The following is an 18,188-nucleotide window of genomic DNA, read 5'->3' as shown; positions in this document are numbered from 1 at the left end:
TCTCTCGTGAATAGAGCGAGGGACCTGCTATGCCATAAATTTAAGTTGGTGATAACTATGAATACGAAAAAAATTTTTCTGCTCAGTTATGATACTTTCCTTTTTTCAGGAATAAAAGCATGGTTACCAAATCTGGTATTGATCGATGCACGGACATTTATTTCTGGCACGCAGTCAGTTATGTCGCAATATCCGTCCTGCTTGCTGGTGATCGATAACCGGTTGCCATTATTATTGGTCAAAAAATGGCTTCAGAGAAACAGTACACAGTTCATCAACATACACTGTATTGTTCTGCGGATGTGCGAAACCCTGCCTGTTAATCGGGGATATGAAGACTATTCCTTTATCAATGGGGGGGAATTGTCGGAGCAGTTGATCGCTCAATTAAAAGAGAGTTTATTGGCACCTAACAAAGTTGTGGAAGTCAATAAAGACTCACCGATGTTTACTTTTAACTTGACTGAATTTGAAGAAGAAATGCTGTATTCATCATTCACAAAAGAAAAACTGCATGATTTCTGTATTGCTAATTCGCTAACAATTAAGTCAGTGTATCGATATCGGGATAAAATTACTGCTCGCCTCGGCTTTTCCAATTTTAATGAAACTGTTATCTTTTTAACCCGAAATAATTTATTAAATGAAGGTTCTATAATCAATAATAATGTGAGTGGGGATACAGTTTACACTGACGCATATGATGTTTCGGATACTAGTAGACTGAGTATGGCAATAAGGAATGAGGAGATCATTCCTTATTTTCAACCCATCGTGAATATCAGGGGCGATGTTTGTGGCGTTGAGGTCTTGGCTCGTTGGCCACAGGGACATAACTATGCTATTTCTCAGCGAGAGTTTATTCCATTGGCTGAAAAAAGTGGCTTAATCAATGAGTTAACTAGCTATTTAATGACCGCTGTTGCGAGCAATCTTGTCTCTGGAGGCGCGAGCATTAATAAAACACTGTTCGTTTCTTTTAATGTCAGTCCGTCAGGTTTAAATAATCCCGTATTCTATTGGGAATGTCTTAATTTTATGGAGATAACGCAAGGTCTTCCGATAAAATTGATGATAGAGATAACAGAGAACCAGACGTTCACGATCACGCCTGCAATCAAAGAACTTATTCGTTCGTTACGAAATAAAGGTGTTTTGTTCGCTTTGGATGATTTTGGTACTGGATACGCTAATCTCTGCTATCTCAATGAGTTAGACCTGGATGTAATCAAAATTGATAAAAGCTTCATTAAGGAAATTAAAGAGGTTGATCAATATATCCCTATGCTCGAGTCAATTACTCACCTTTCAGGACTTCTGGGGTTACGTACGGTGGCTGAGGGCGTTGAAAATGACTATCAGCAACAATGGTTGGGAAAAAATAATGTTGACTATCTGCAGGGGTATCAGTTTCTACCGCCGGTGACATTTAATGATTTTATCCGGTATTACCAGCAGTCTGTAGATTTGTTTGAATCAGCGTCGGATTCACCTTTATCTACGTAATTCATTTTTGACACGGTTTTTACATATGAAGGGTAAAACCTTTAAACGGGTATGTGCTCTGAGCTGACATGGCCTGCAGCATGATTTTTTCCTGAACACCAGGGGCAGACGCCTCTGGTATGGGCGTCTTTGCATCGCTGCCTTTCTGTCTGGTTAAGTAAAAAGTCCTACATTGAAGTATGCACCGTTTGTTTATGTATCTTAAACGGGGTATTTATAGTGATATCAGCGTTAATCAAACAGGTACTGAGGTTAGCCCGTAGCCATGCGTCCTTTCCTGACAAAATTAAGAGTCTGGCTTCCACCACCACTCATCCTGTTATTATTCCTCATCGCGGATGCGTTGACGGCGATCCCGCGTTTCACATTTGGCGCGGTGACTATCGTAATAAGTGCATTGTTGGCTAGCGTCAGTCTGGCGATGATACTGCATACCGCGTGGCAGATGCGGAAGAAACGTACGACGCTAAACCCACTGCATGCAGAGAAATCGACCACGCTTGTTACTGGCGGATGTTATGCCTGGAGCCGCAATCCAATCTATCTTGGAATGAGTGGACTCCAGTTAGCTTTTGCTCTTTACGTCGGTAGCCTGATTGGAATATTGGCTGCACCGCTGTTTATACTGGTGGTTGCCAGATTACATATTGATTTTGAAGAGGAACAACTGCGAAAACATTTCGGGCCGGAATGGAAACGCTATGAGCAGCGTGTTCGCCGCTGGTTATAGAATTCCCTTGCAGCGTACATGGACGCCTGTGACGACACGATTCGTGCGTAATTGAATCCGGATGATGCAAAAATAGGCGTTTGATTCGCAAGGCCATTGACGCATCGCCCGGTTAGTTTTAACCTTCTACCCCGTGTTCACATTCGTGGGCATGTCCTTATCAGGGCCGATATAGCTCAGTTGGTAGAGCAGCGCATTCGTAATGCGAAGGTCGTAGGTTCGACTCCTATTATCGGCACCATTTCAAACTCTTCTCAAGTCTACCGAAATCAACGCAAACCCCGTTTACTGCGGTTTTCAGCGCACATCTTATTTTTCGGGTAACCTGCACCACGTTCTCCGTATCGCCATTCTTGGTTGGTAGTTAAGAGGCCGTTAATCAGGCCTCGTCGAAATGGCTGATAATATCGAGCGGCCCTGCGCCAGGGCCGATTCGTTTACTGAGCAGATTCAACAGGATGTAAATGCAATACGCTTCAAGCCCTCTACCGCTTTTTCGAGGTAGGCGCGTGGACATCCCATGTTCAGGCGGATAAAACCTTTTCCAGCAGGACCAAAGCCATTTCCCATTGAAGGCGCAATACCGGCAACATCAAGCATTACCCATTTGAGCTGCTCATCATCCAGTCCAAGCGCTTTGCAATCTATCCACAGTAGATACGTTGCCTGGGAAGGAACAACCCGAGCCCATGGGAGATATTCATCAATTTGTTGAATAAACCAGCGTCGATTTTCAGCCAGATAGCCAAGTAAATCGTCTAACCATGGTGCACCATGTTGCCATGCAGCCGTACTCGCCTCGACGGATAGCGCATTGAATACATCCAGTCCATGCGCATCCAGACGGCGTAAAAAGTGTTCACGCAATGCCGGTGCCGGTATCAGAAAATTAGCAATACGCAATGTCGACAAACCAAACGTTTTACTGGCTGAAGTGGCTGAAATTACACGTGAATGCCAGCGTTCTCCCAGATGCAGAACTGAAGTAAATTGTTCTCCTGGAAGCAATAAATCTGCCCATATCTCATCAGACAGCAACGTTACATCATAGGTCTCGCATAGCGTAAGTAGCTGTTCCAGCTCCTGTGCAGTCCAACAACGACCGGTTGGATTATGCGGATTACATAAAATCATCAACGGCGGACGTTCAGTCCGGAATAACATTTCCAGGTGAGCAAAATCCATTTGATAACCGGTAGCCGGGTCCTCATACAACGGATTTTCCAGCAGCTGTCTGCCGTTCAGAGAGATAATTTTAGCGAATGAACCATAATAAGGCCCCTGAACGACCACGCCTTCACCGGGTTGACTTAGCATTTGTACGAGTAGCGATAATCCCGGAACAACACCTTCAATACTGCAGATCCACTCTTGCTTGATTTCCAACTGATGCCGGGTTGAGAACCATGAAATTAATGAATCAAAGTAGCTTTGTGGTCGTTCGCTGTAACCAAAAATACCGTGCCCGACGCGGTGAGTTAAAGCCTCCTGAACAGCGGGCGGGCAAGTAAAGTCAAAATCAGACACCCACATTGGCAACAGTTGATGTGTATCCTCGCCGAAATATCGCGCCATAAAGTCCCATTTCAACGAGGCGGTATCGTGACGATCGATAATCTTATTAAAATCCATTACATGCTCTCCCTATTCTGTTGCCGTAATATTTTTTTCTGTTTCTGCCACTGATGGCGCCTTCGCAATACCGATTCCCGTGAAACCGTAAATCAAGGCGAAGAAGATTGCGGCATAGCACTGAATCGCCCATGGCAATAAATCCAGCGTGCTCACTCCTAATGTCGTGGCCATATAAACTCCGGCAGCGGTCCACGGCAACAACGGCTCAATGACGGTGCCAGCGTCTTCAATGGTGCGGGACAGATTTTTGGTATCCAGTCCCATACGACGATATGCGTCTTTAAACAGTTCAGCTGGAACCAGAAGAGCCAGCTTGCCGTCGCTTGTCGCTCCGGTCACCAGAAGGGTGGTACCAATGGTTGCCGCAATTAACTGACCGACACTGTGAATGACCGTCAGTAAGCGGTTAATGATAATGTTGAGTGCGCCGGTTAACGTTAAGGCACCGGCAAAAGAGAATGCGCAAAATACCAGTAGGATAGTGCTCATCATTGAGAACATTCCGCCGCGGTTCAGCAGGCGCGGAACATCTGCAATAATGCCCTCACTCCCTTGCGGGAACATAGTAATGTTGAATCCATCTATAAAGGCATCCAGTCCCTGCTTGATGCTGAGTCCTTGCATGACAACGCCCAGAATCAGGGCTAATACGCATGCACTCAGCATTAAAGGAATGACCGGCTTTTTACGAATCGCGCCCCACAACACAATAACCGGTGGCAAAATCAGAATGATATTGAAGTGGTATAGCGACTCCAGAGCGTTGACAATATCGGTAACCCGTTGCGGCGTGGCGACCTCGCCCAGCATATTGCTGTGGCCGGCAATAAGATAAACCACGGCGGCAAGCAGAAAGCTGGGAATGGTGGTCCATAATAAGTGCTGGATATGCTCGAAAAGGGTGGTATCTGCAACAATGGCCGCAAAGTTGGTGGAGTCTGACAGCGGCGATATCTTGTCACCGAAGTAAGCGCCAGAAACAACGGCACCTGCCGCTGCTGCCATCGAAACATCCAGTCCGGCGGCAACGCCCATCAATGCTACGCCAACCGTTCCGGCGGAACCCCAGGAGGTTCCGGTACACACCGATACGACGCTGGTCAAAAAGAATGCGGCGATGAGAATGTATTCGGGGCTGATGAGTTTAAGTCCCCAGTACACCATGTAAGGGATGGTGCCGCTGAACATCCATGTACCAATCAGGCCGCCGACACAGATAAGAATCATGATAACCGGCATTGCTTTGGCGAGTTTATCAACCACCGAATTAATGATGTCTTCCCAGCAATACCCTTGCCACCAGGCCATACCCGCGGCGACTGCAGCAGAACATAGCAACAAAGGCTCAATACGTAGCCCCATGATGCCGTAGCCAATAATTAACAGCAGTAGCATGGCTAAAATAGGGATTACTGCCAGTCCAAATGAGAGTGTTTTTTTCTGATTTTGAGAGGCATTCATTCATGAATCTCCAGTCTGTAAGGTCGCTCAAGAGTAGAGAACACCCTTTTGCCTGACTGTGATCGCTCATTGGCCCTCATGTAAGCGATTACATGAAGACGTTAAACTTGAAGTCGATCACAATTCAGGGGCTTGACGATTTACGCATTGATTTCAGAGAGAGGGGGGAAGAACAGAATCGCGGATTACTAAATCCGCAGTGAAACTATTCACGCTGGGACGCTGAGTTGCGCCCTTAAAAAGCTGTATCGCCAGCTGCGAAGCGCAGCGAGCCATGCGCTCAACGGGATAATGCATTGTTGTGAGTGCGGGATAGAGATAGCGGGCCATCACCACATCATCAAATCCAACGATCGAAAGCTGCTGCGGAAGTGTAATTCCCTGCTGATGGAGTATGCGCATAATCCCGGCGGCCATCACATCATTAAATGTCACCGCTGCGGTGAAAGGAATGCCGCAATTAAGCAGCTGATGTGCAGCGCGTTCGCCACCTTCTTCATTAAAGGGCACGCTAATCACCCAGTTTTTATCTGGCGTAATGCCATATTCGGCCAGCGCCTGGCGATAACCTTCCAGCCGCTCACGGCGATCGATAATCGGTAAATCACTTGTCACGCAGGCAATACAACGGTGCCCCTGTTCCAGGAGATGTCGCGTGGCTGTTTTAGCAGCTTGACTATTTTCCAGCCACACGCAGCGATTGGCCATCCCGGCAATATAGCGGTTCACGACCACCATGGCAGGAAAATGAGCGGCATATCGCAACAGTTCCTTTTCAGACAGCCTACTGGCATGGACCACAATAGCTTCACAGCCCTGGTTTATCAGGAAATCGAGTCCTGATTTTTCCATTCCTTCATCGTGGCCACCGCTGCATACCATCAGCCGAAATTGCTGCTGGCGTGATACTTCTTCCACGCCTCGGGCAAGCCTGGCAAAAAAGGGATCGGCAAGGTTGCCGGTCAATAACCCGAGCATGTCACCGCTGCGTTTCGCTAATGCAATAGCGGCGGCATTGCGATGATAGTTCAGTTCGCGCATGGCTTTTTCAACACGCTCACGCGTCACGGGTTCAACCCACGCGGTTTGATTAATAACACGTGAAACTGTTGCGGTGGACACTCCCGCTAACTCTGCAACATCCTTTATCGTTGCCATGCTGGCTCTTTACCTTTTTGATTCTTAAGAATTTGCTTATCGCTGGTTTTTTTCCTTATCTTATTCAGGTTGGGGGGATTTGTCACCGAGACATCCTCTGAGTATATCTACTCAGAGGCTTATTTTTAGTACTGAATAATTAAATACTATCCTGAGTATTATTATCCTTACATACGATATTCGATCATCCCGCTCTTTTGGGCCACCCAGTCATACAGACGTTGTCCACGGAGATTGGTTTCATGCGTATGCCAGTATAATCTTGACGCGTGGTGTTTTTTGGCTTGTTGTTGGACATACTCGATAAGCTGTTTACCGATATGTTGACCACGTACCTCTTCGCTAACAAATAAATCTTCGAGATAGCAATAGTTGGATTCTGCCCATGTTGAACGGTGAAAGAGATAATGCACCAGTCCCACTATTTTTCCATCATATTTGGCAACAGCACAATAAACAGGTTCGCTCGGGGTAAGGAAACGCTCCCACGTTAATTTTGTTACTTCATCTGAAATTTTAGTGCGATAAAATGTTTGATAGTTTATCCATAAAGGAAGCCAGCAGGCGTAGTCTTTTTGTTCTGCACTTTCAATAGTAACGGTATTCATGTTAGTCATATATATCCTGATATTTTATACGAGTAATGTGTTAGTATGATGATACTAAGAACTTTATAAATTCTCGTAAAGAGACACTTTCGATATATTGATAGGATCCACTTTTAGTATAAAGGTTAATACAATGAAGAAAAACAATGCGCCTTTATTTCAAGGATTTGTTTTAGGAAAAGGCGCGGTTAAGGAGCAGGTTTACCACATCCTCCGCGATCACATCCTCGAAGGGCGATTGCCGCCAGGAACAAAAATGCCGTCAACCAGGGCATTGTCCGAGATGATGTCAATTTCACGAAACTCAGCGATCGCCGGTTATGACAGGCTATTAGATGAAGGGTATATCCTGACCCGTAAAGGGTCTGGAACATATGTCTCACATAATATTCCGGATCGGAGTATCAGCAATAGCTATCCAAAGATGGCGTCGGGGGGCGTCGTCTCGCCTGATGAACAGGTTCACAGCCGAAATAATCCTGTTCGCGATTTGTGGTCAAATGAGTATGAAGGGCGCGGCATGAACCGCCTATTTGCGGTTGGTGTCGGGTGTACGGATCTCTTCCCGCATGCGTTATGGGGAAAGCTACTGCAACGTGTCTGGAGACAATCCCGGCATCAACTGGGCGCTCACACTCATCCTTGCGGGTACCTTCCTTTGAGAAAAGCGGTTTGCCGCTACATTAAAACAACGCGTGGAGTGAACTGTAACGAAGATCAGATAATCATCGTAAATGGTATTCAACAGGCATTGAACATTACTGCACGAGCATTGCTGTCGGCAGGAAGTGACGTTTGGCTGGACGACCCGGGTTACAAAGGCGCTCGCGGAGCCTTCATGTCAGTTGGCGCGATGGTGAGGCCGGTACCGGTAGATAGCGAGGGAATGAACGTCCGCTATGGTATTGATCATTTTCCTGACGCTAAGCTGGCCTATGTCGTCCCGTCGGATCAATATCCATTAAGTGGAACGTTAAGTTTATCCCGGCGTTTTGAGTTGCTGGAATGGGCGAAGTCGAATCAGGCATGGATATTTGAAGATGACTATAATAGCGAGTTCCGTTATGCCGACCGTTCTTTACAAGCTCTGCAAGGATTAGATCAGAATCAACGCGTAATCTACGCCGGAACATTTTCTAAAATGATGTACCCGGAATTCCGTTTAGGTTTTTTAGTTGTCCCGCCGGATTTACAAGAACAGATTATGGTGACGAAATATTTTTCCGATCTTGGCACCAGTTATCTTGAACAGGCTGTGATGGCGAATTTTATTGAGGATGGTCACTATGCCAGTCATGTGCGCCGAATTCGTAAGGCATGCTATGAAAGAAGAACTGCGCTGGTCAATGCTATTCAAGAATACCTGGCTGATAAAATGATTGTGCAGCCTTCTGACTCTGGCGTCCATATTGTGTGCTGGCTACAAAACGGATTAACCGGAAATGAAGTTGAGGAGCAAGCCAGATTACTAGGGATGGGAATACTATCACTAAGTCGTTATTACCAGAGCGATGTATCACGACAGGGGATTTTGATTGGTTTTGCAAATCATCCGGTAGAGGCAATTGTTGATGGGATACGTCGTCTGGCTCAGGTTATTTAAAAAATTTAATTCGACTATTAACATTAATGCAGTAAATACGTTTCTTTCGCTATGTGTAAAAATATAGCGTCTGTTTTTTGTACAATTAAATAGTGTGGATCCGTTAAAAACACGCATTGTGGTTCTTTTGGACTGCTCAGTTTGATCATACCCTGCGCTGGTTTAGTTCTGTTTTGTAAGAGGTACAGATATGCCGGGCGTCTTTAATCAATTCCAACAACCCGTAGGTATGACTTTGTCTGACTGGAAAGGCGCACCCTTTCCACAGGCTCAGCAAATTACAGGTCGCTATTGTAAGCTTGAACGCATTAACACCGAACGCCATGCAAAAGAGTTGTATGAAGCGTACTGCGAAGCAAGCGATTGTCGTGACTGGACATATCTGGCGGTCGGACCTTTTGAAACTTTTGATGCCTTCCTGGTTTATTTAAAACACATGGAAGAACAGACAGATCCGATGCATTTTGCCGTGATCGATTTAACCAGTATGAAACCTGTTGGTACGTTTGCTCTTATGCGGATTGATCCCGCAAATGGTGTGATTGAGGTAGGGCATGTTTCTTACTCCGTACGCATGAAACGCACGCGAATTTCAACGGAAGTCATATCATTGCTTTTAAAGTACGTTTTTGAGGAGCTGGGCTATCGCCGTTTTGAATGGAAATGTGATGCCTTCAATGAGCCTTCCCGTAGGGCGGCAGAGCGCTTTGGCTTCAGTTTTGAAGGTATATTTCGGCAGGCTATCGTTACCCGTGGACGAAATCGTGATACCGCATGGTACTCAATCATCGACGGCGAGTACCCGATACTCCGTCCTGCCTACGATCTGTGGCTCGATGAGCGTAATTTCGATCACCAGGGACGGCAGATTCGGCGCCTTGGCGAGCTGATGGAAAGGGGATAAAAAAGCTCCCCGAATAAACCGGGGAGCCAGAAAGCGTAGCGCACGCGCAGTATTATTTCTGCCGCGACTCCAGCCAGACCAGCGCCAGTGTGGAGAGTGCGCACATCAGCAGAATGCCGACAAACCAAAACAGATACCACATCGTACAGTCCTCCCTAGTAAAGTTCGTGATTGTGGCGGCGGATCGTTTCTACACTGATTCGTCCCAGCATTTTGTAATAACTCCACACGGTATAAAGCAGAACGATCGGTAGAAAAATCAGCACAATAACCAGCATGATACTGAGCGTCATCTGGCTGGAAGTGCTGTCCCACACCGTCAGACTGGAGAGCGGATACGCGCTTGAAGGCATCACAAACGGAAACAGGGTGATTCCGGCGGTGAAGATCACGCAGGCCTGGGTCAGTGAAGCGCACAAAAATCCCCATACGGCCCGACGTTGCCCGCAGGCATAGATCGCGAGCATCGGGAACATCATGCCAAGCAGCGGAATAATTAACAGCAGTGGTGACTGATAAAAGTGCGCCATCCACGTGCCCGGTGAGGTCGTTACCATTTTTAACAGCGGGTTGGAAGGACCATTCGGATCCTGGCTAAGCAACACATAGCCGTCGATCCCCGTCCATAGCCAGTAACCGGCTAACAGAAAGCAGAGCACGACCAGCATTGCGCTACGACGGGTAGCAGAGAGCGCGCGTTGGTGAAGAATGCCGTCGGTCTTCAACTGGAGCCACACGCCCCCTTGCAGAATAACCAGCATCAGGCTTAATGCGCCGCACAGCAGCGCAAAGGGTGAGAGTAACTGCCAGAAAGTGCCCAGGTATTGCACATGAAGCTGTGGTGTGAAGATAAAAGGCACGCCCAAGAACAGGTTGCCGAACGCGACGCCGAAGATAACAGGAGGGACCAGGCTCCCGATAACCAACCCAGTGTCCCACATAGCACGCCAGCGTGCATTGGCTATTTTGCCGCGATAATCAAAGGCCAACGGGCGAAAGAAAAGGGCACACAGCACCAGGATCATTGCCACATAAAACCCCGAAAATGCGGCGGCATAGACCCGCGGCCAGGCCGCGAATAATGCACCACCCGCCAGAATGAGCCACACCTGGTTACCTTCCCAGTGCGCCCCGACGCTATTGATTAACACCCGTCGCTCATCATCGTTTCGCGCGATCAGCGGTAACAGGCAGCCGACCCCCATATCAAACCCGTCAGTGACCATAAAGGCCACCAGAATGATGCCAATCAGCAGCCACCAAATGAGCCGCAACGTTTCATAATCCAACATGATTGTCTCCTTTATCCCTGTTGTTGCGTTGGTTGCTGGTTATGCATTGCATCTGGACCAAGGCGCGCGTATTTCTGCATCAGGTAGACCTCAGCAATTAAAAACAGGGTGTAAAGCGTGAGAATTAGCCCCATCGAGAAGGCCAGTTGGCCTGCGCTCAGCGCGGAGTGGGCATACCATGTCGGCAAAATATCCTGAATCGCCCACGGCTGGCGGCCAAACTCCGTCATAAACCAGCCAGCTTCGATGGCAATCCACGGGAGCGGCAGGCTCCATAGCGTCATGCGCAGTACCCAGCGATGCTGGTCGATACGCCAGCGTAAGGTCTGTATCAACGCAATCGCCATCACCAGTAGCAGCAGCGAACCGCAAGCAATCATGATGCGAAAGCTCCAGAACACGGGGGCCACTTGCGGAATGGTGCCGCGTTGCGCGGCCTGATATTGCGCTGGCGTAACGTGGTTCATGTCAGGCGCGTAGTTCGCCAGCAGGATGCCGTAACCCAGATCATTTTCTACGACGTGGAAAGCCTTCAGCACCTGCGGCGTGCGGTTACCTTTAGCGATTTCCTGCAACAATAACCACGCTTCTCGCCCCCGCTGTAGACGGGGCAACGCGTCCGCCATCAGATTTTTGAGTCCCGGAACCGGCGTATCCAAAGAGTGGGTCGCCAGAATACCCAGCAGGGCCGGTATTTTCACGGCAAAGGCGTTACGCTCTTGCTCCTGCTGCGGCCAGGCGATGACATGAAAGGGCGCGGGGGCCGGTTCGGTTTGCCATTCGCCCTCCATTGCCGCCAGTTTTACTGGCTGGAGTTGGGCGACCTCAAAGGCTGAGCTATCACCCAGTTGTAGCGTGCCGAGGATAGCCAGCGTGCCAAAGACGGAACCCACCGCGAAGGAGCGCCGGGCGAACTCGCGATTGCGACCACGCAGCAAATACCAGGCGCTGATGGACATCACAAACATGGCGCCGGTGACATAACCGGACATCACGGTATGCACAAATTTCACCTGGCTGACGGGGTTAAAGACCAGCTCGCTAAAGCTGCTCATCTCCATGCGCAGGGTATCAATATTAAAGTGAGCGCCAGTTGGATATTGCATCCAGCCGTTGGCGTTGAGGATCCACAGGGCCGAGATGTTAGAGCCAAACGCAACCAGCCAGGTCACCAGTAAATGCTGATACTTGTTTAAGCGCTGCCAGCCAAAGAAGAACAGCCCCACGAAGGTGGATTCAAGAAAAAAGGCCATCAAGGCTTCCATCGCCAGCGGGGCACCGAAAATATCACCCACATAGTTGGAATAGAGCGACCAGTTAGTCCCGAACTGAAACTCCATGGTCAGGCCGGTTGCCACGCCGAGCGCAAAGTTAATACCGAATAGCTTTCCCCAGAAACGCGTCATGTCGCGGTAGACTGTTTTGCCGGTCACCACGAACAGGGTTTCCATGATGGCTAGCAAAAAAATCAGCCCCAGCGTCAGGGGAACAAACAGAAAATGGTACAGCGCGGTCAGCGCAAACTGCCAGCGCGATAGGTCAATGACGTCCCACATGCGAACTCCATCAGGCATTAGAGAGTGAATAGGTAAGGAAGAAAACGTCAGACCCGCAGTAGAAAAGTACGCGGGTCTAAAGAGGGGATCAGGCAGGCGGGCCGGATGCCAGCCAGCCGCAGACTTCATCCAGCCGCTCGAGCGAGTCGAGCAGATCTTCCGGTGCGGCCAACACCAGTTCCGGCAACGGACAGATCTCATAACTCTCAAGCAGAAGCCCTTTCAGGGTATCCAGACAGCGAACATGCCAGACATGGCGCAGCGCCGTGGCGTCGATTTGGCTCTCGCCGTAGCCGATGGTGCGGATTTGAATGTGCCCTTCGCCGCACAGGCGGGCGAGGAACAGGCGATCCGCGTCGCTAATCGGCAGTTGGGTGAGGTTAATGCTATGGGGTTGCGCTGCCGGATTGCGCACGTGCGCCAGCAGTTCCTGGGCCAGCGTCAGGCCATTCATCAACCCATCTATAGGCGGAGGCAGCAGGCTATCGTCCGGCAGCGTATTGATTGTTGCCGCCTGCCACAGTGCCCGTGGTGCGCTGCCTACTTCCAGATGTTCCTGCCATTGCCCCTTGTCATCCTGACAACGCACCCGCCAGATACCGCAGAAAATCGACTCCTGAATCTCGCTCGCCCTGCCGTCAGCATGCTGAATGCGCACGGAAACTTCGCCTTCGCCGAGTAGCGTATTCAGAAAGGTGAGATCGTCTGCATTGAGCGAGGATAAATCCCATCCCAGCACATCCTGTTTGGCGGGAATTCTCTGGGTGAGCTGGTGGCGCACATCGGCTAACAATGTCATCACCGCCGGGCTGTGCGGACAGTTTTCCAGTGTTGCCATGCTGGGGTCGCTGTTGACCTGGCAGGTGAGAGGCAAGGGATTCATGCTGAAGCAGTCATCACCTGGCTGCGTTCCTGGCCCCAGCAGATGAAAAAAGGAATCGCTCATCATGCAGACTCCGGCGGTATACGTTCTTCAACGAGGGGACGCATCAGGTTGAGCAAGTCGGCCCACGGGTGGATACCGCTGAGAATGCCGCGCAGCTCACCTTGGGTAAACACCAGGGTAGCCGGAAAACGGAACACGCCAAAGCGATCGCCGATCGCCTCGCTGTGTTCAAGATCCGCCATGGCGATGTGCCAGTCAAACTGGGGAAACTCGCGGAGCAACTCGGCAATCATGACCGGGTTATCGCTGACTTCCGGTGTACGGCGAGGATCGCTACTGAGCAGGACCACGCCATTACGCACGCGGGTTATCCAGTCATCCAGTTCAGATGCGCTCAGCGGTTGCCAGCCCTTAGCCAGCATTCGCTGCCATAGCGCAGAAAACGGTTGGTCATTCAACATGTTAATTATCTCTCCAGCGTTACGCGATACTGGCGAATACGCACGCCTTCATAGTTTTCCATCGACAGGCAGTCATAGTTCAGGCAACGCGTTTCATCGCTTGTCTGTGACGCAATGCCCCACGCGGCCAGTTGCGTAAGCGCGGCCTGTTCTGCCGCCGGGAGCTGAGCGCGCGCGATGTCGGTCAGGCTGCCGCCATAGTCGTCCAGCTGTACCGGCTGTAGTCCCACCAGAGCGATGTGCGCGGGGAGATGGCCGCGAATATCCGCCAGAGCCAGCACTTCAGAGAAGCTGTTCTGATGCAGACTCATTTTTTTAGCGCTGAGGTAACTCGGGACTTTGTCTCCGGCGTAAGTTTGCAGGGTTCCCGGCTCAAGCCCGTAGTCGATGGCGTCAAGCAGCAGCAAATGGCTGGCCTGCTCAACGTAGCCCAGCAGATTCAGTCCCTGCGTGCCGCCGTCAACAATCTCTACCGATTCTGGCCAGTGATAATGGGCGTACAGGCGCTCAGCGAGGCGAATACCAAACCCTTCATCTGCCCACAGCAAGTTGCCTAAGCCCATCACGATGACGTTAGGTTCGCTCATGACGCCTCCTTATCGTGCTGACCCTTGGGAAACTTATGGCTACGAAAGCCGTTAATCATGGTTGAGATGACGGTTTCGTCAGACATGATGTCCTCACGAATCGCCATATACACATGGCCTACGATGAAGGCGGCGATGAACCACATCCCTAACCGATGCCAGCTGTGGATATCGAGAGAGTTCCCGCCGGTCCAGTAGAAAAACTCTGTCACATAGCGGAAAGGGGTAAAAATGGCGTACTGGCTATGTTCGCTGTATAAGGCAAAACCGGTGAGGATCATAAAAACGGAAAGCAGAAAATAACCGCACATCGCCGCCTGTGCGATGGGGTTATGACCGATATCATCTCCCGGTTTTTTTTCCAGAAACAGATACCAACGCACCACAGAATACGCACCCTGCCACCAGCTGCGCCGCCAGACCGGCACGATAAACAGTTCGCGTGAATAACGGTTACCGACGAAGGCCCAGTAAATGCGCATCAGCAGTATCACCGTGAACACCATGGCGGCGGCGAAATGCACCAGCCGAATGTCGCCCATATAGAACAGATAAGTGGCCTCACCGCTGACCGACGGCAGCGGTCGGCCAATGAAGTATCCGGTCACCATCAACACCAACATGCAGCCCACCGTCAGCCAGTGCCACAAGCGTACTGGCGCTTCAAACACATAGTGGCTGGTGGTGGTATCACGCGCCTCCCCGACGCGTGGGGATGTTTTTCCAGTCATCGTTCCGTTCCTTAACGCTTAGCGAACCTGGACGGCGATAAGTTCGCTGCCGTCGTCGCCGAGTACGTGGGTTGAACATGCCAGGCAGGGGTCGAAGCTGTGCAAGGTGCGCAGGATCTCCAACGGTTGATCCGGTATCGCCATTTGGGTGCCCATCAGCGCCGCCTCGTAAGCGCCAATTTGTCCCTTTGGATCGCGCGGGCTGGCATTCCAGGTGGTCGGCACCACGCATTGATACAGGTCGATCTTCTGGTCGCGAATCGATGCCCAGTGGCCTAATGCTCCGCGCGGCGCTTCGGTAAAACCGATCCCGCGACAGTGCTGCGGCCAACTTTCAGGCTCCCACTTTTCGGTATTTGCGGTAGCCAGATTGCCGTTTTTCAGGTTGGTCATCAGCTTGTCGAAGAAATATTGCAGCTTGCTCACGGCCCACTGCGCTTCGTGCGCGCGACACAGAATACGTCCCAGCGTTGATTGCATACCCGACAGCGGCAGCTTGAGGGCGGACATCATGCGATCCACGGATTCAATCGTGGCGGCATCCCCTTTGTGATAGGCAATCAGCGTACGCGCCAACGGCCCAACTTCCATAGCGTGTCCCCGCCAGCGCGGGGCTTTAATCCACGAGTAGCGTTCCTGTTCGTTGAGCTGCTTGATATCGGTATCACTGCCTTTGACATCGCCCGGGTTATACCAGGGTTCAGTAATCCCTTCGAACGGGTGGCGACCTAATTGATCGTCCGGATAACGATACCAGGCATGATCGACAAACTCCTGAATTTGCTGCTGATCGTCCAGGTCCACCGGCATGACGTTGCTAAAATCACCGTTAATCACCGCGCCGCCAGGCATCAACAGGCTCTTCGCGCTGAAGTCATTGGCGATATCCGGGAACGCGCCGTAGCTTAAGACACACTTATCAGAAAGCCCGGTGCCAATCTGGCTCCAGGGTTTATTGAACTGGCCGATAGCCAGCGCGTCAGGCACCATGACGTTGTTGATGAAATCAGCGGTGCGGGTGATGATCGACTGCACCAGGTTCAGGCGTTCCATATCGACTGCGCCTACCGCGCCGCTCTGATCGATATTGATAGCGCACGGCATCCCGCCGACAATCCAGTTCGGATGCGGATTCTTACCGCCAAACACCGTATGGATTTTGATGATCTCGCGCTGAAAATCGAGCGCTTCCAGATAGTGGGCAAAGCCCATCAGGTTGGCCTCTGGCGACAGCTTGTACTGCGGATGTCCCCAGTAACCGTTGCGAAAAATCCCCAGCTGACCGCCTTCGACAAATTTCTTCAGGCGATTTTGGACGTCAAAGAAGTAGCCTGGAGAAGACATCGGCCAGGCTGAAAGGCTTTGTGCCAACTGCGATGTGGCGCGCGGATCTGCTTTCAGGGCATTCAGCACGTCAATCCAGTCCATTCCGGCTAACTGGTAAAAGTGCACCAGATGGTCGTGGCACCACAGCGTCGCCAGCATAATATTGCGAATGATGTTGGCGTTGTCGGGCACCTTTATGCCAATAGCGTCCTCAATGGCATAGACCGAGGCGAGCGCATGTACGCCGGTGCACACTCCGCAAATTCGTTCGACAAATGCCCAGGCATCGCGCGGGTCGCGCCCCTGTAGAATGATCTCCAGCCCGCGGAACATGGTGCCGCAGGAAACCGCGTTGGTGATGATGTTCTGCTCATTAATGTTTACTTCACAACGCATATGGCCTTCAATGCGCGTGATGGGGTCGACAACCAGGCGGCGACCGGCATTATTGACCGTATATCCCTGGGTTTGATACGAATTGCTCATGCCTGTTTATCCTTATTGTCTGGAGACTGTTGTCCGGCGTCGGCTAGTTGCTGTTTGTGGCGGTTGTGTTGATTGACGGCGCTGGCGACTGCGTGAACACCGACACCGGCCGCCACGACGCCTAGCGCGGTGAGGCCCACGGTATCGGCGGTTGAATGCGTCCCCATTTGTGGAATATCAACCACGCGGCTGTAGAACGAACCGCGATCCCAGAAGCCGTTTTCCGAACATCCCAGACAACCGTGGCCGGACTGGATGGGGAAAGAAACGCCACCATTCCAGCGGGTGGTGGAACAGGCGTTATAGGTGGTTGGCCCTTTGCAGCCCATTTTGTACAGGCAATAGCCTTTGCGGGCGGCGTCATCGTCCCAACTCTCAACGAACTCCCCGGCGTCAAAGTGGGCGCGGCGGTAGCATTTATCGTGAATACGCTGACCATAGAACATCAGCGGACGACCCAGACGATCGAGTTCAGGCAAACGATCAAATGTCACCATGTAGGTAATGATGGCGCTCATGACATCCGGAATCGGCGGGCAGCCGGGCACTTTCACGATCGGCTTATCGGTGATCACCTTATCGATCGGCGTAGCCTGGGTAGGGTTAGGCCGGGCAGCCTGCACGCAGCCCCAGGAGGCGCAGGTTCCCCAGGCGATAATTGCGCTGGCACCTGCTGCGGCTCGTTTTAACTTTTCAATAAAAGGGCGTCCGCTGCTGATGCAAAACATCCCTTGCTCGCCCAGCGGAGGGTTGCCTTCGACTGCCAGAATGTATCGGCCGTGGTAGCGGCTCAGAATGTCTTCAAATACCTCTTCGGCCTGCGTTCCGGCGGCGGCCATCAGCGTGTCGTCGTAATCGAGGGAAATCAGGGAGAGGATGACGTCTTTGGCAAGTGGGTGAGAGGAGCGGATAAATGATTCGGTGCAGCAGGTGCATTCCAGCCCGTGGATCCAGACTACCGGGATCCGGGGTTTGTTCTCCAGCGCCCAGGCAATTCTGGGCGTCATTCCGGCTCCCAACCCAAGCGATGTAGCCGCGAGGCTACAATATTTGAGAAAACTGCGTCTGCTTACGCCTTTGCGGCGCATCGCCTGATAAAAGGTCTCCTCGTTATTCGTATTCATAACACGCGTTTCTTCCCCCGTTGAGTTCTGGCGCATGCCGCCAGCGATATCTAAAAAAGCGTATCCGATCGGAAGGGAGAAACAATGCAAAGAGTGTGGTTATGTCCTATTGCGATATTTTCGTACCTGTTATC

The 18,188-nt window shown here is 50.7% G+C and carries 17 protein-coding genes and 1 tRNA gene; 5 read left to right on the top strand and 13 right to left on the bottom strand.

Annotation, left to right across the window (positions count from 1 at the left end):
- Positions 1-57 precede the first annotated feature (57 nt).
- From OGY04_RS13820 to OGY04_RS13810, 3 genes are all read left to right on the top strand, one after another.
- The gene (locus OGY04_RS13820) at positions 58-1,506 is read left to right on the top strand and encodes an EAL domain-containing protein (protein WP_286585417.1); all 1,449 of its coding nucleotides are present in this window, start codon (positions 58-60) and stop codon (positions 1,504-1,506) included.
- A 265-nt stretch (positions 1,507-1,771) separates the two neighbouring features.
- Positions 1,772-2,236: a methyltransferase family protein gene (locus OGY04_RS13815; RefSeq protein WP_270561963.1), complete on the top strand. Its 465-nt coding sequence runs from the start codon at positions 1,772-1,774 to the stop codon at positions 2,234-2,236.
- 165 nt (positions 2,237-2,401) lie between these two features.
- Positions 2,402-2,477 (top strand) — tRNA-Thr (locus OGY04_RS13810).
- A 209-nt stretch (positions 2,478-2,686) separates the two neighbouring features.
- Here the strand turns inward: OGY04_RS13810 and OGY04_RS13805 are convergent.
- From OGY04_RS13805 to OGY04_RS13790, 4 genes are all read right to left on the bottom strand, one after another.
- Positions 2,687-3,868: a MalY/PatB family protein gene (locus OGY04_RS13805; protein ID WP_137377047.1), complete on the bottom strand. Its 1,182-nt coding sequence runs from the start codon at positions 3,866-3,868 to the stop codon at positions 2,687-2,689.
- A 12-nt stretch (positions 3,869-3,880) separates the two neighbouring features.
- Positions 3,881-5,332 (bottom strand): Na+/H+ antiporter NhaC, encoded by a 1,452-nt coding sequence (nhaC, locus tag OGY04_RS13800; protein WP_008783827.1) that lies wholly within the window; start codon positions 5,330-5,332, stop codon positions 3,881-3,883.
- A 153-nt stretch (positions 5,333-5,485) separates the two neighbouring features.
- Positions 5,486-6,490, bottom strand: a complete 1,005-nt coding sequence (locus OGY04_RS13795) for a LacI family DNA-binding transcriptional regulator (RefSeq protein WP_286585416.1) — start codon at positions 6,488-6,490, stop codon at positions 5,486-5,488.
- A gap of 167 nt (positions 6,491-6,657) precedes the next feature.
- A complete protein-coding gene (locus OGY04_RS13790) occupies positions 6,658-7,107 on the bottom strand; it encodes a GNAT family N-acetyltransferase (protein ID WP_191238834.1) in 450 nt (149 codons plus the stop codon).
- A 124-nt stretch (positions 7,108-7,231) separates the two neighbouring features.
- On the opposite strand from OGY04_RS13790, the gene pdxR reads away from it, so the two are divergent.
- Together pdxR and OGY04_RS13780 are read left to right on the top strand one after the other, a co-directional pair.
- Entirely contained in the window at positions 7,232-8,701 is a 1,470-nt protein-coding gene (pdxR, locus tag OGY04_RS13785) for a MocR-like pyridoxine biosynthesis transcription factor PdxR (protein ID WP_286585415.1), read from the top strand.
- A 190-nt stretch (positions 8,702-8,891) separates the two neighbouring features.
- Complete coding sequence (locus OGY04_RS13780) at positions 8,892-9,605, top strand: GNAT family N-acetyltransferase (RefSeq protein ID WP_286585414.1); 714 nt, start codon at positions 8,892-8,894, stop codon at positions 9,603-9,605.
- 52 nt (positions 9,606-9,657) lie between these two features.
- Here OGY04_RS13780 and cbdX read toward each other — a convergent pair whose 3' ends face one another.
- The 9 genes from cbdX to hyaA form a co-directional block, all read right to left on the bottom strand.
- The gene (cbdX, locus tag OGY04_RS13775; protein WP_003830863.1) at positions 9,658-9,747 is read right to left on the bottom strand and encodes a cytochrome bd-II oxidase subunit CbdX; all 90 of its coding nucleotides are present in this window, start codon (positions 9,745-9,747) and stop codon (positions 9,658-9,660) included.
- A 13-nt stretch (positions 9,748-9,760) separates the two neighbouring features.
- Positions 9,761-10,897, bottom strand: a complete 1,137-nt coding sequence (gene appB / locus OGY04_RS13770; RefSeq protein ID WP_286585413.1) for a cytochrome d ubiquinol oxidase subunit II — start codon at positions 10,895-10,897, stop codon at positions 9,761-9,763.
- An 11-nt stretch (positions 10,898-10,908) separates the two neighbouring features.
- Positions 10,909-12,453, bottom strand: coding sequence for a cytochrome bd-II oxidase subunit 1 (appC, locus tag OGY04_RS13765; protein WP_286585412.1), 1,545 nt, complete (start codon positions 12,451-12,453; stop codon positions 10,909-10,911).
- 88 nt (positions 12,454-12,541) lie between these two features.
- On the bottom strand, positions 12,542-13,399 hold the full coding sequence (locus tag OGY04_RS13760; RefSeq protein WP_286585425.1) for a hydrogenase expression/formation protein: 858 nt from the start codon (positions 13,397-13,399) through the stop codon (positions 12,542-12,544).
- The gene (hyaE, locus tag OGY04_RS13755; protein WP_048236031.1) at positions 13,399-13,800 is read right to left on the bottom strand and encodes a hydrogenase-1 operon protein HyaE; all 402 of its coding nucleotides are present in this window, start codon (positions 13,798-13,800) and stop codon (positions 13,399-13,401) included. Before hyaE ends, OGY04_RS13760 begins: the two co-directional genes overlap by 1 nt.
- A gap of 5 nt (positions 13,801-13,805) precedes the next feature.
- Positions 13,806-14,387, bottom strand: a complete 582-nt coding sequence (gene hyaD / locus OGY04_RS13750) for a hydrogenase 1 maturation protease (protein WP_286585411.1) — start codon at positions 14,385-14,387, stop codon at positions 13,806-13,808.
- Positions 14,384-15,118: a Ni/Fe-hydrogenase b-type cytochrome subunit gene (gene hyaC, locus OGY04_RS13745; protein WP_100271449.1), complete on the bottom strand. Its 735-nt coding sequence runs from the start codon at positions 15,116-15,118 to the stop codon at positions 14,384-14,386. Before hyaC ends, hyaD begins: the two co-directional genes overlap by 4 nt.
- An 18-nt stretch (positions 15,119-15,136) precedes the next feature.
- Entirely contained in the window at positions 15,137-16,930 is a 1,794-nt protein-coding gene (gene hyaB, locus OGY04_RS13740; protein WP_286585409.1) for a Ni/Fe-hydrogenase large subunit, read from the bottom strand.
- The gene (hyaA, locus tag OGY04_RS13735) at positions 16,927-18,054 is read right to left on the bottom strand and encodes a hydrogenase 1 small subunit (RefSeq protein ID WP_095533162.1); all 1,128 of its coding nucleotides are present in this window, start codon (positions 18,052-18,054) and stop codon (positions 16,927-16,929) included. The genes hyaB and hyaA overlap by 4 nt, the downstream gene beginning before the upstream one ends.
- Positions 18,055-18,188: the final 134 nt, after the last annotated feature.

It is taken from the genome of Citrobacter sp. Cpo091, from assembly GCF_030332645.1.
Taxonomy (GTDB): Bacteria; Pseudomonadota; Gammaproteobacteria; order Enterobacterales; family Enterobacteriaceae; genus Citrobacter; species Citrobacter portucalensis.
This window is presented reverse-complemented; position numbering and strand designations above follow the sequence as displayed.

What these genes read in the sequence shown, in the direction of transcription:
- OGY04_RS13820 (WP_286585417.1), top strand. Translation starts at nt 58, where the DNA reads ATGAATACGAAAAAAATTTTTCTGCTCAGTTATGATACTTTCCTTTTT.
- OGY04_RS13815 (WP_270561963.1), top strand. Translation starts at nt 1,772, where the DNA reads ATGCGTCCTTTCCTGACAAAATTAAGAGTCTGGCTTCCACCACCACTC.
- OGY04_RS13805 (WP_137377047.1), bottom strand. Translation starts at nt 3,868, where the DNA reads ATGGATTTTAATAAGATTATCGATCGTCACGATACCGCCTCGTTGAAA.
- nhaC (WP_008783827.1), bottom strand. Translation starts at nt 5,332, where the DNA reads ATGAATGCCTCTCAAAATCAGAAAAAAACACTCTCATTTGGACTGGCA.
- OGY04_RS13795 (WP_286585416.1), bottom strand. Translation starts at nt 6,490, where the DNA reads ATGGCAACGATAAAGGATGTTGCAGAGTTAGCGGGAGTGTCCACCGCA.
- OGY04_RS13790 (WP_191238834.1), bottom strand. Translation starts at nt 7,107, where the DNA reads ATGACTAACATGAATACCGTTACTATTGAAAGTGCAGAACAAAAAGAC.
- pdxR (WP_286585415.1), top strand. Translation starts at nt 7,232, where the DNA reads ATGAAGAAAAACAATGCGCCTTTATTTCAAGGATTTGTTTTAGGAAAA.
- OGY04_RS13780 (WP_286585414.1), top strand. Translation starts at nt 8,892, where the DNA reads ATGCCGGGCGTCTTTAATCAATTCCAACAACCCGTAGGTATGACTTTG.
- cbdX (WP_003830863.1), bottom strand. Translation starts at nt 9,747, where the DNA reads ATGTGGTATCTGTTTTGGTTTGTCGGCATTCTGCTGATGTGCGCACTC.
- appB (WP_286585413.1), bottom strand. Translation starts at nt 10,897, where the DNA reads ATGTTGGATTATGAAACGTTGCGGCTCATTTGGTGGCTGCTGATTGGC.
- appC (WP_286585412.1), bottom strand. Translation starts at nt 12,453, where the DNA reads ATGTGGGACGTCATTGACCTATCGCGCTGGCAGTTTGCGCTGACCGCG.
- OGY04_RS13760 (WP_286585425.1), bottom strand. Translation starts at nt 13,399, where the DNA reads ATGAGCGATTCCTTTTTTCATCTGCTGGGGCCAGGAACGCAGCCAGGT.
- hyaE (WP_048236031.1), bottom strand. Translation starts at nt 13,800, where the DNA reads ATGTTGAATGACCAACCGTTTTCTGCGCTATGGCAGCGAATGCTGGCT.
- hyaD (WP_286585411.1), bottom strand. Translation starts at nt 14,387, where the DNA reads ATGAGCGAACCTAACGTCATCGTGATGGGCTTAGGCAACTTGCTGTGG.
- hyaC (WP_100271449.1), bottom strand. Translation starts at nt 15,118, where the DNA reads ATGACTGGAAAAACATCCCCACGCGTCGGGGAGGCGCGTGATACCACC.
- hyaB (WP_286585409.1), bottom strand. Translation starts at nt 16,930, where the DNA reads ATGAGCAATTCGTATCAAACCCAGGGATATACGGTCAATAATGCCGGT.
- hyaA (WP_095533162.1), bottom strand. Translation starts at nt 18,054, where the DNA reads ATGAATACGAATAACGAGGAGACCTTTTATCAGGCGATGCGCCGCAAA.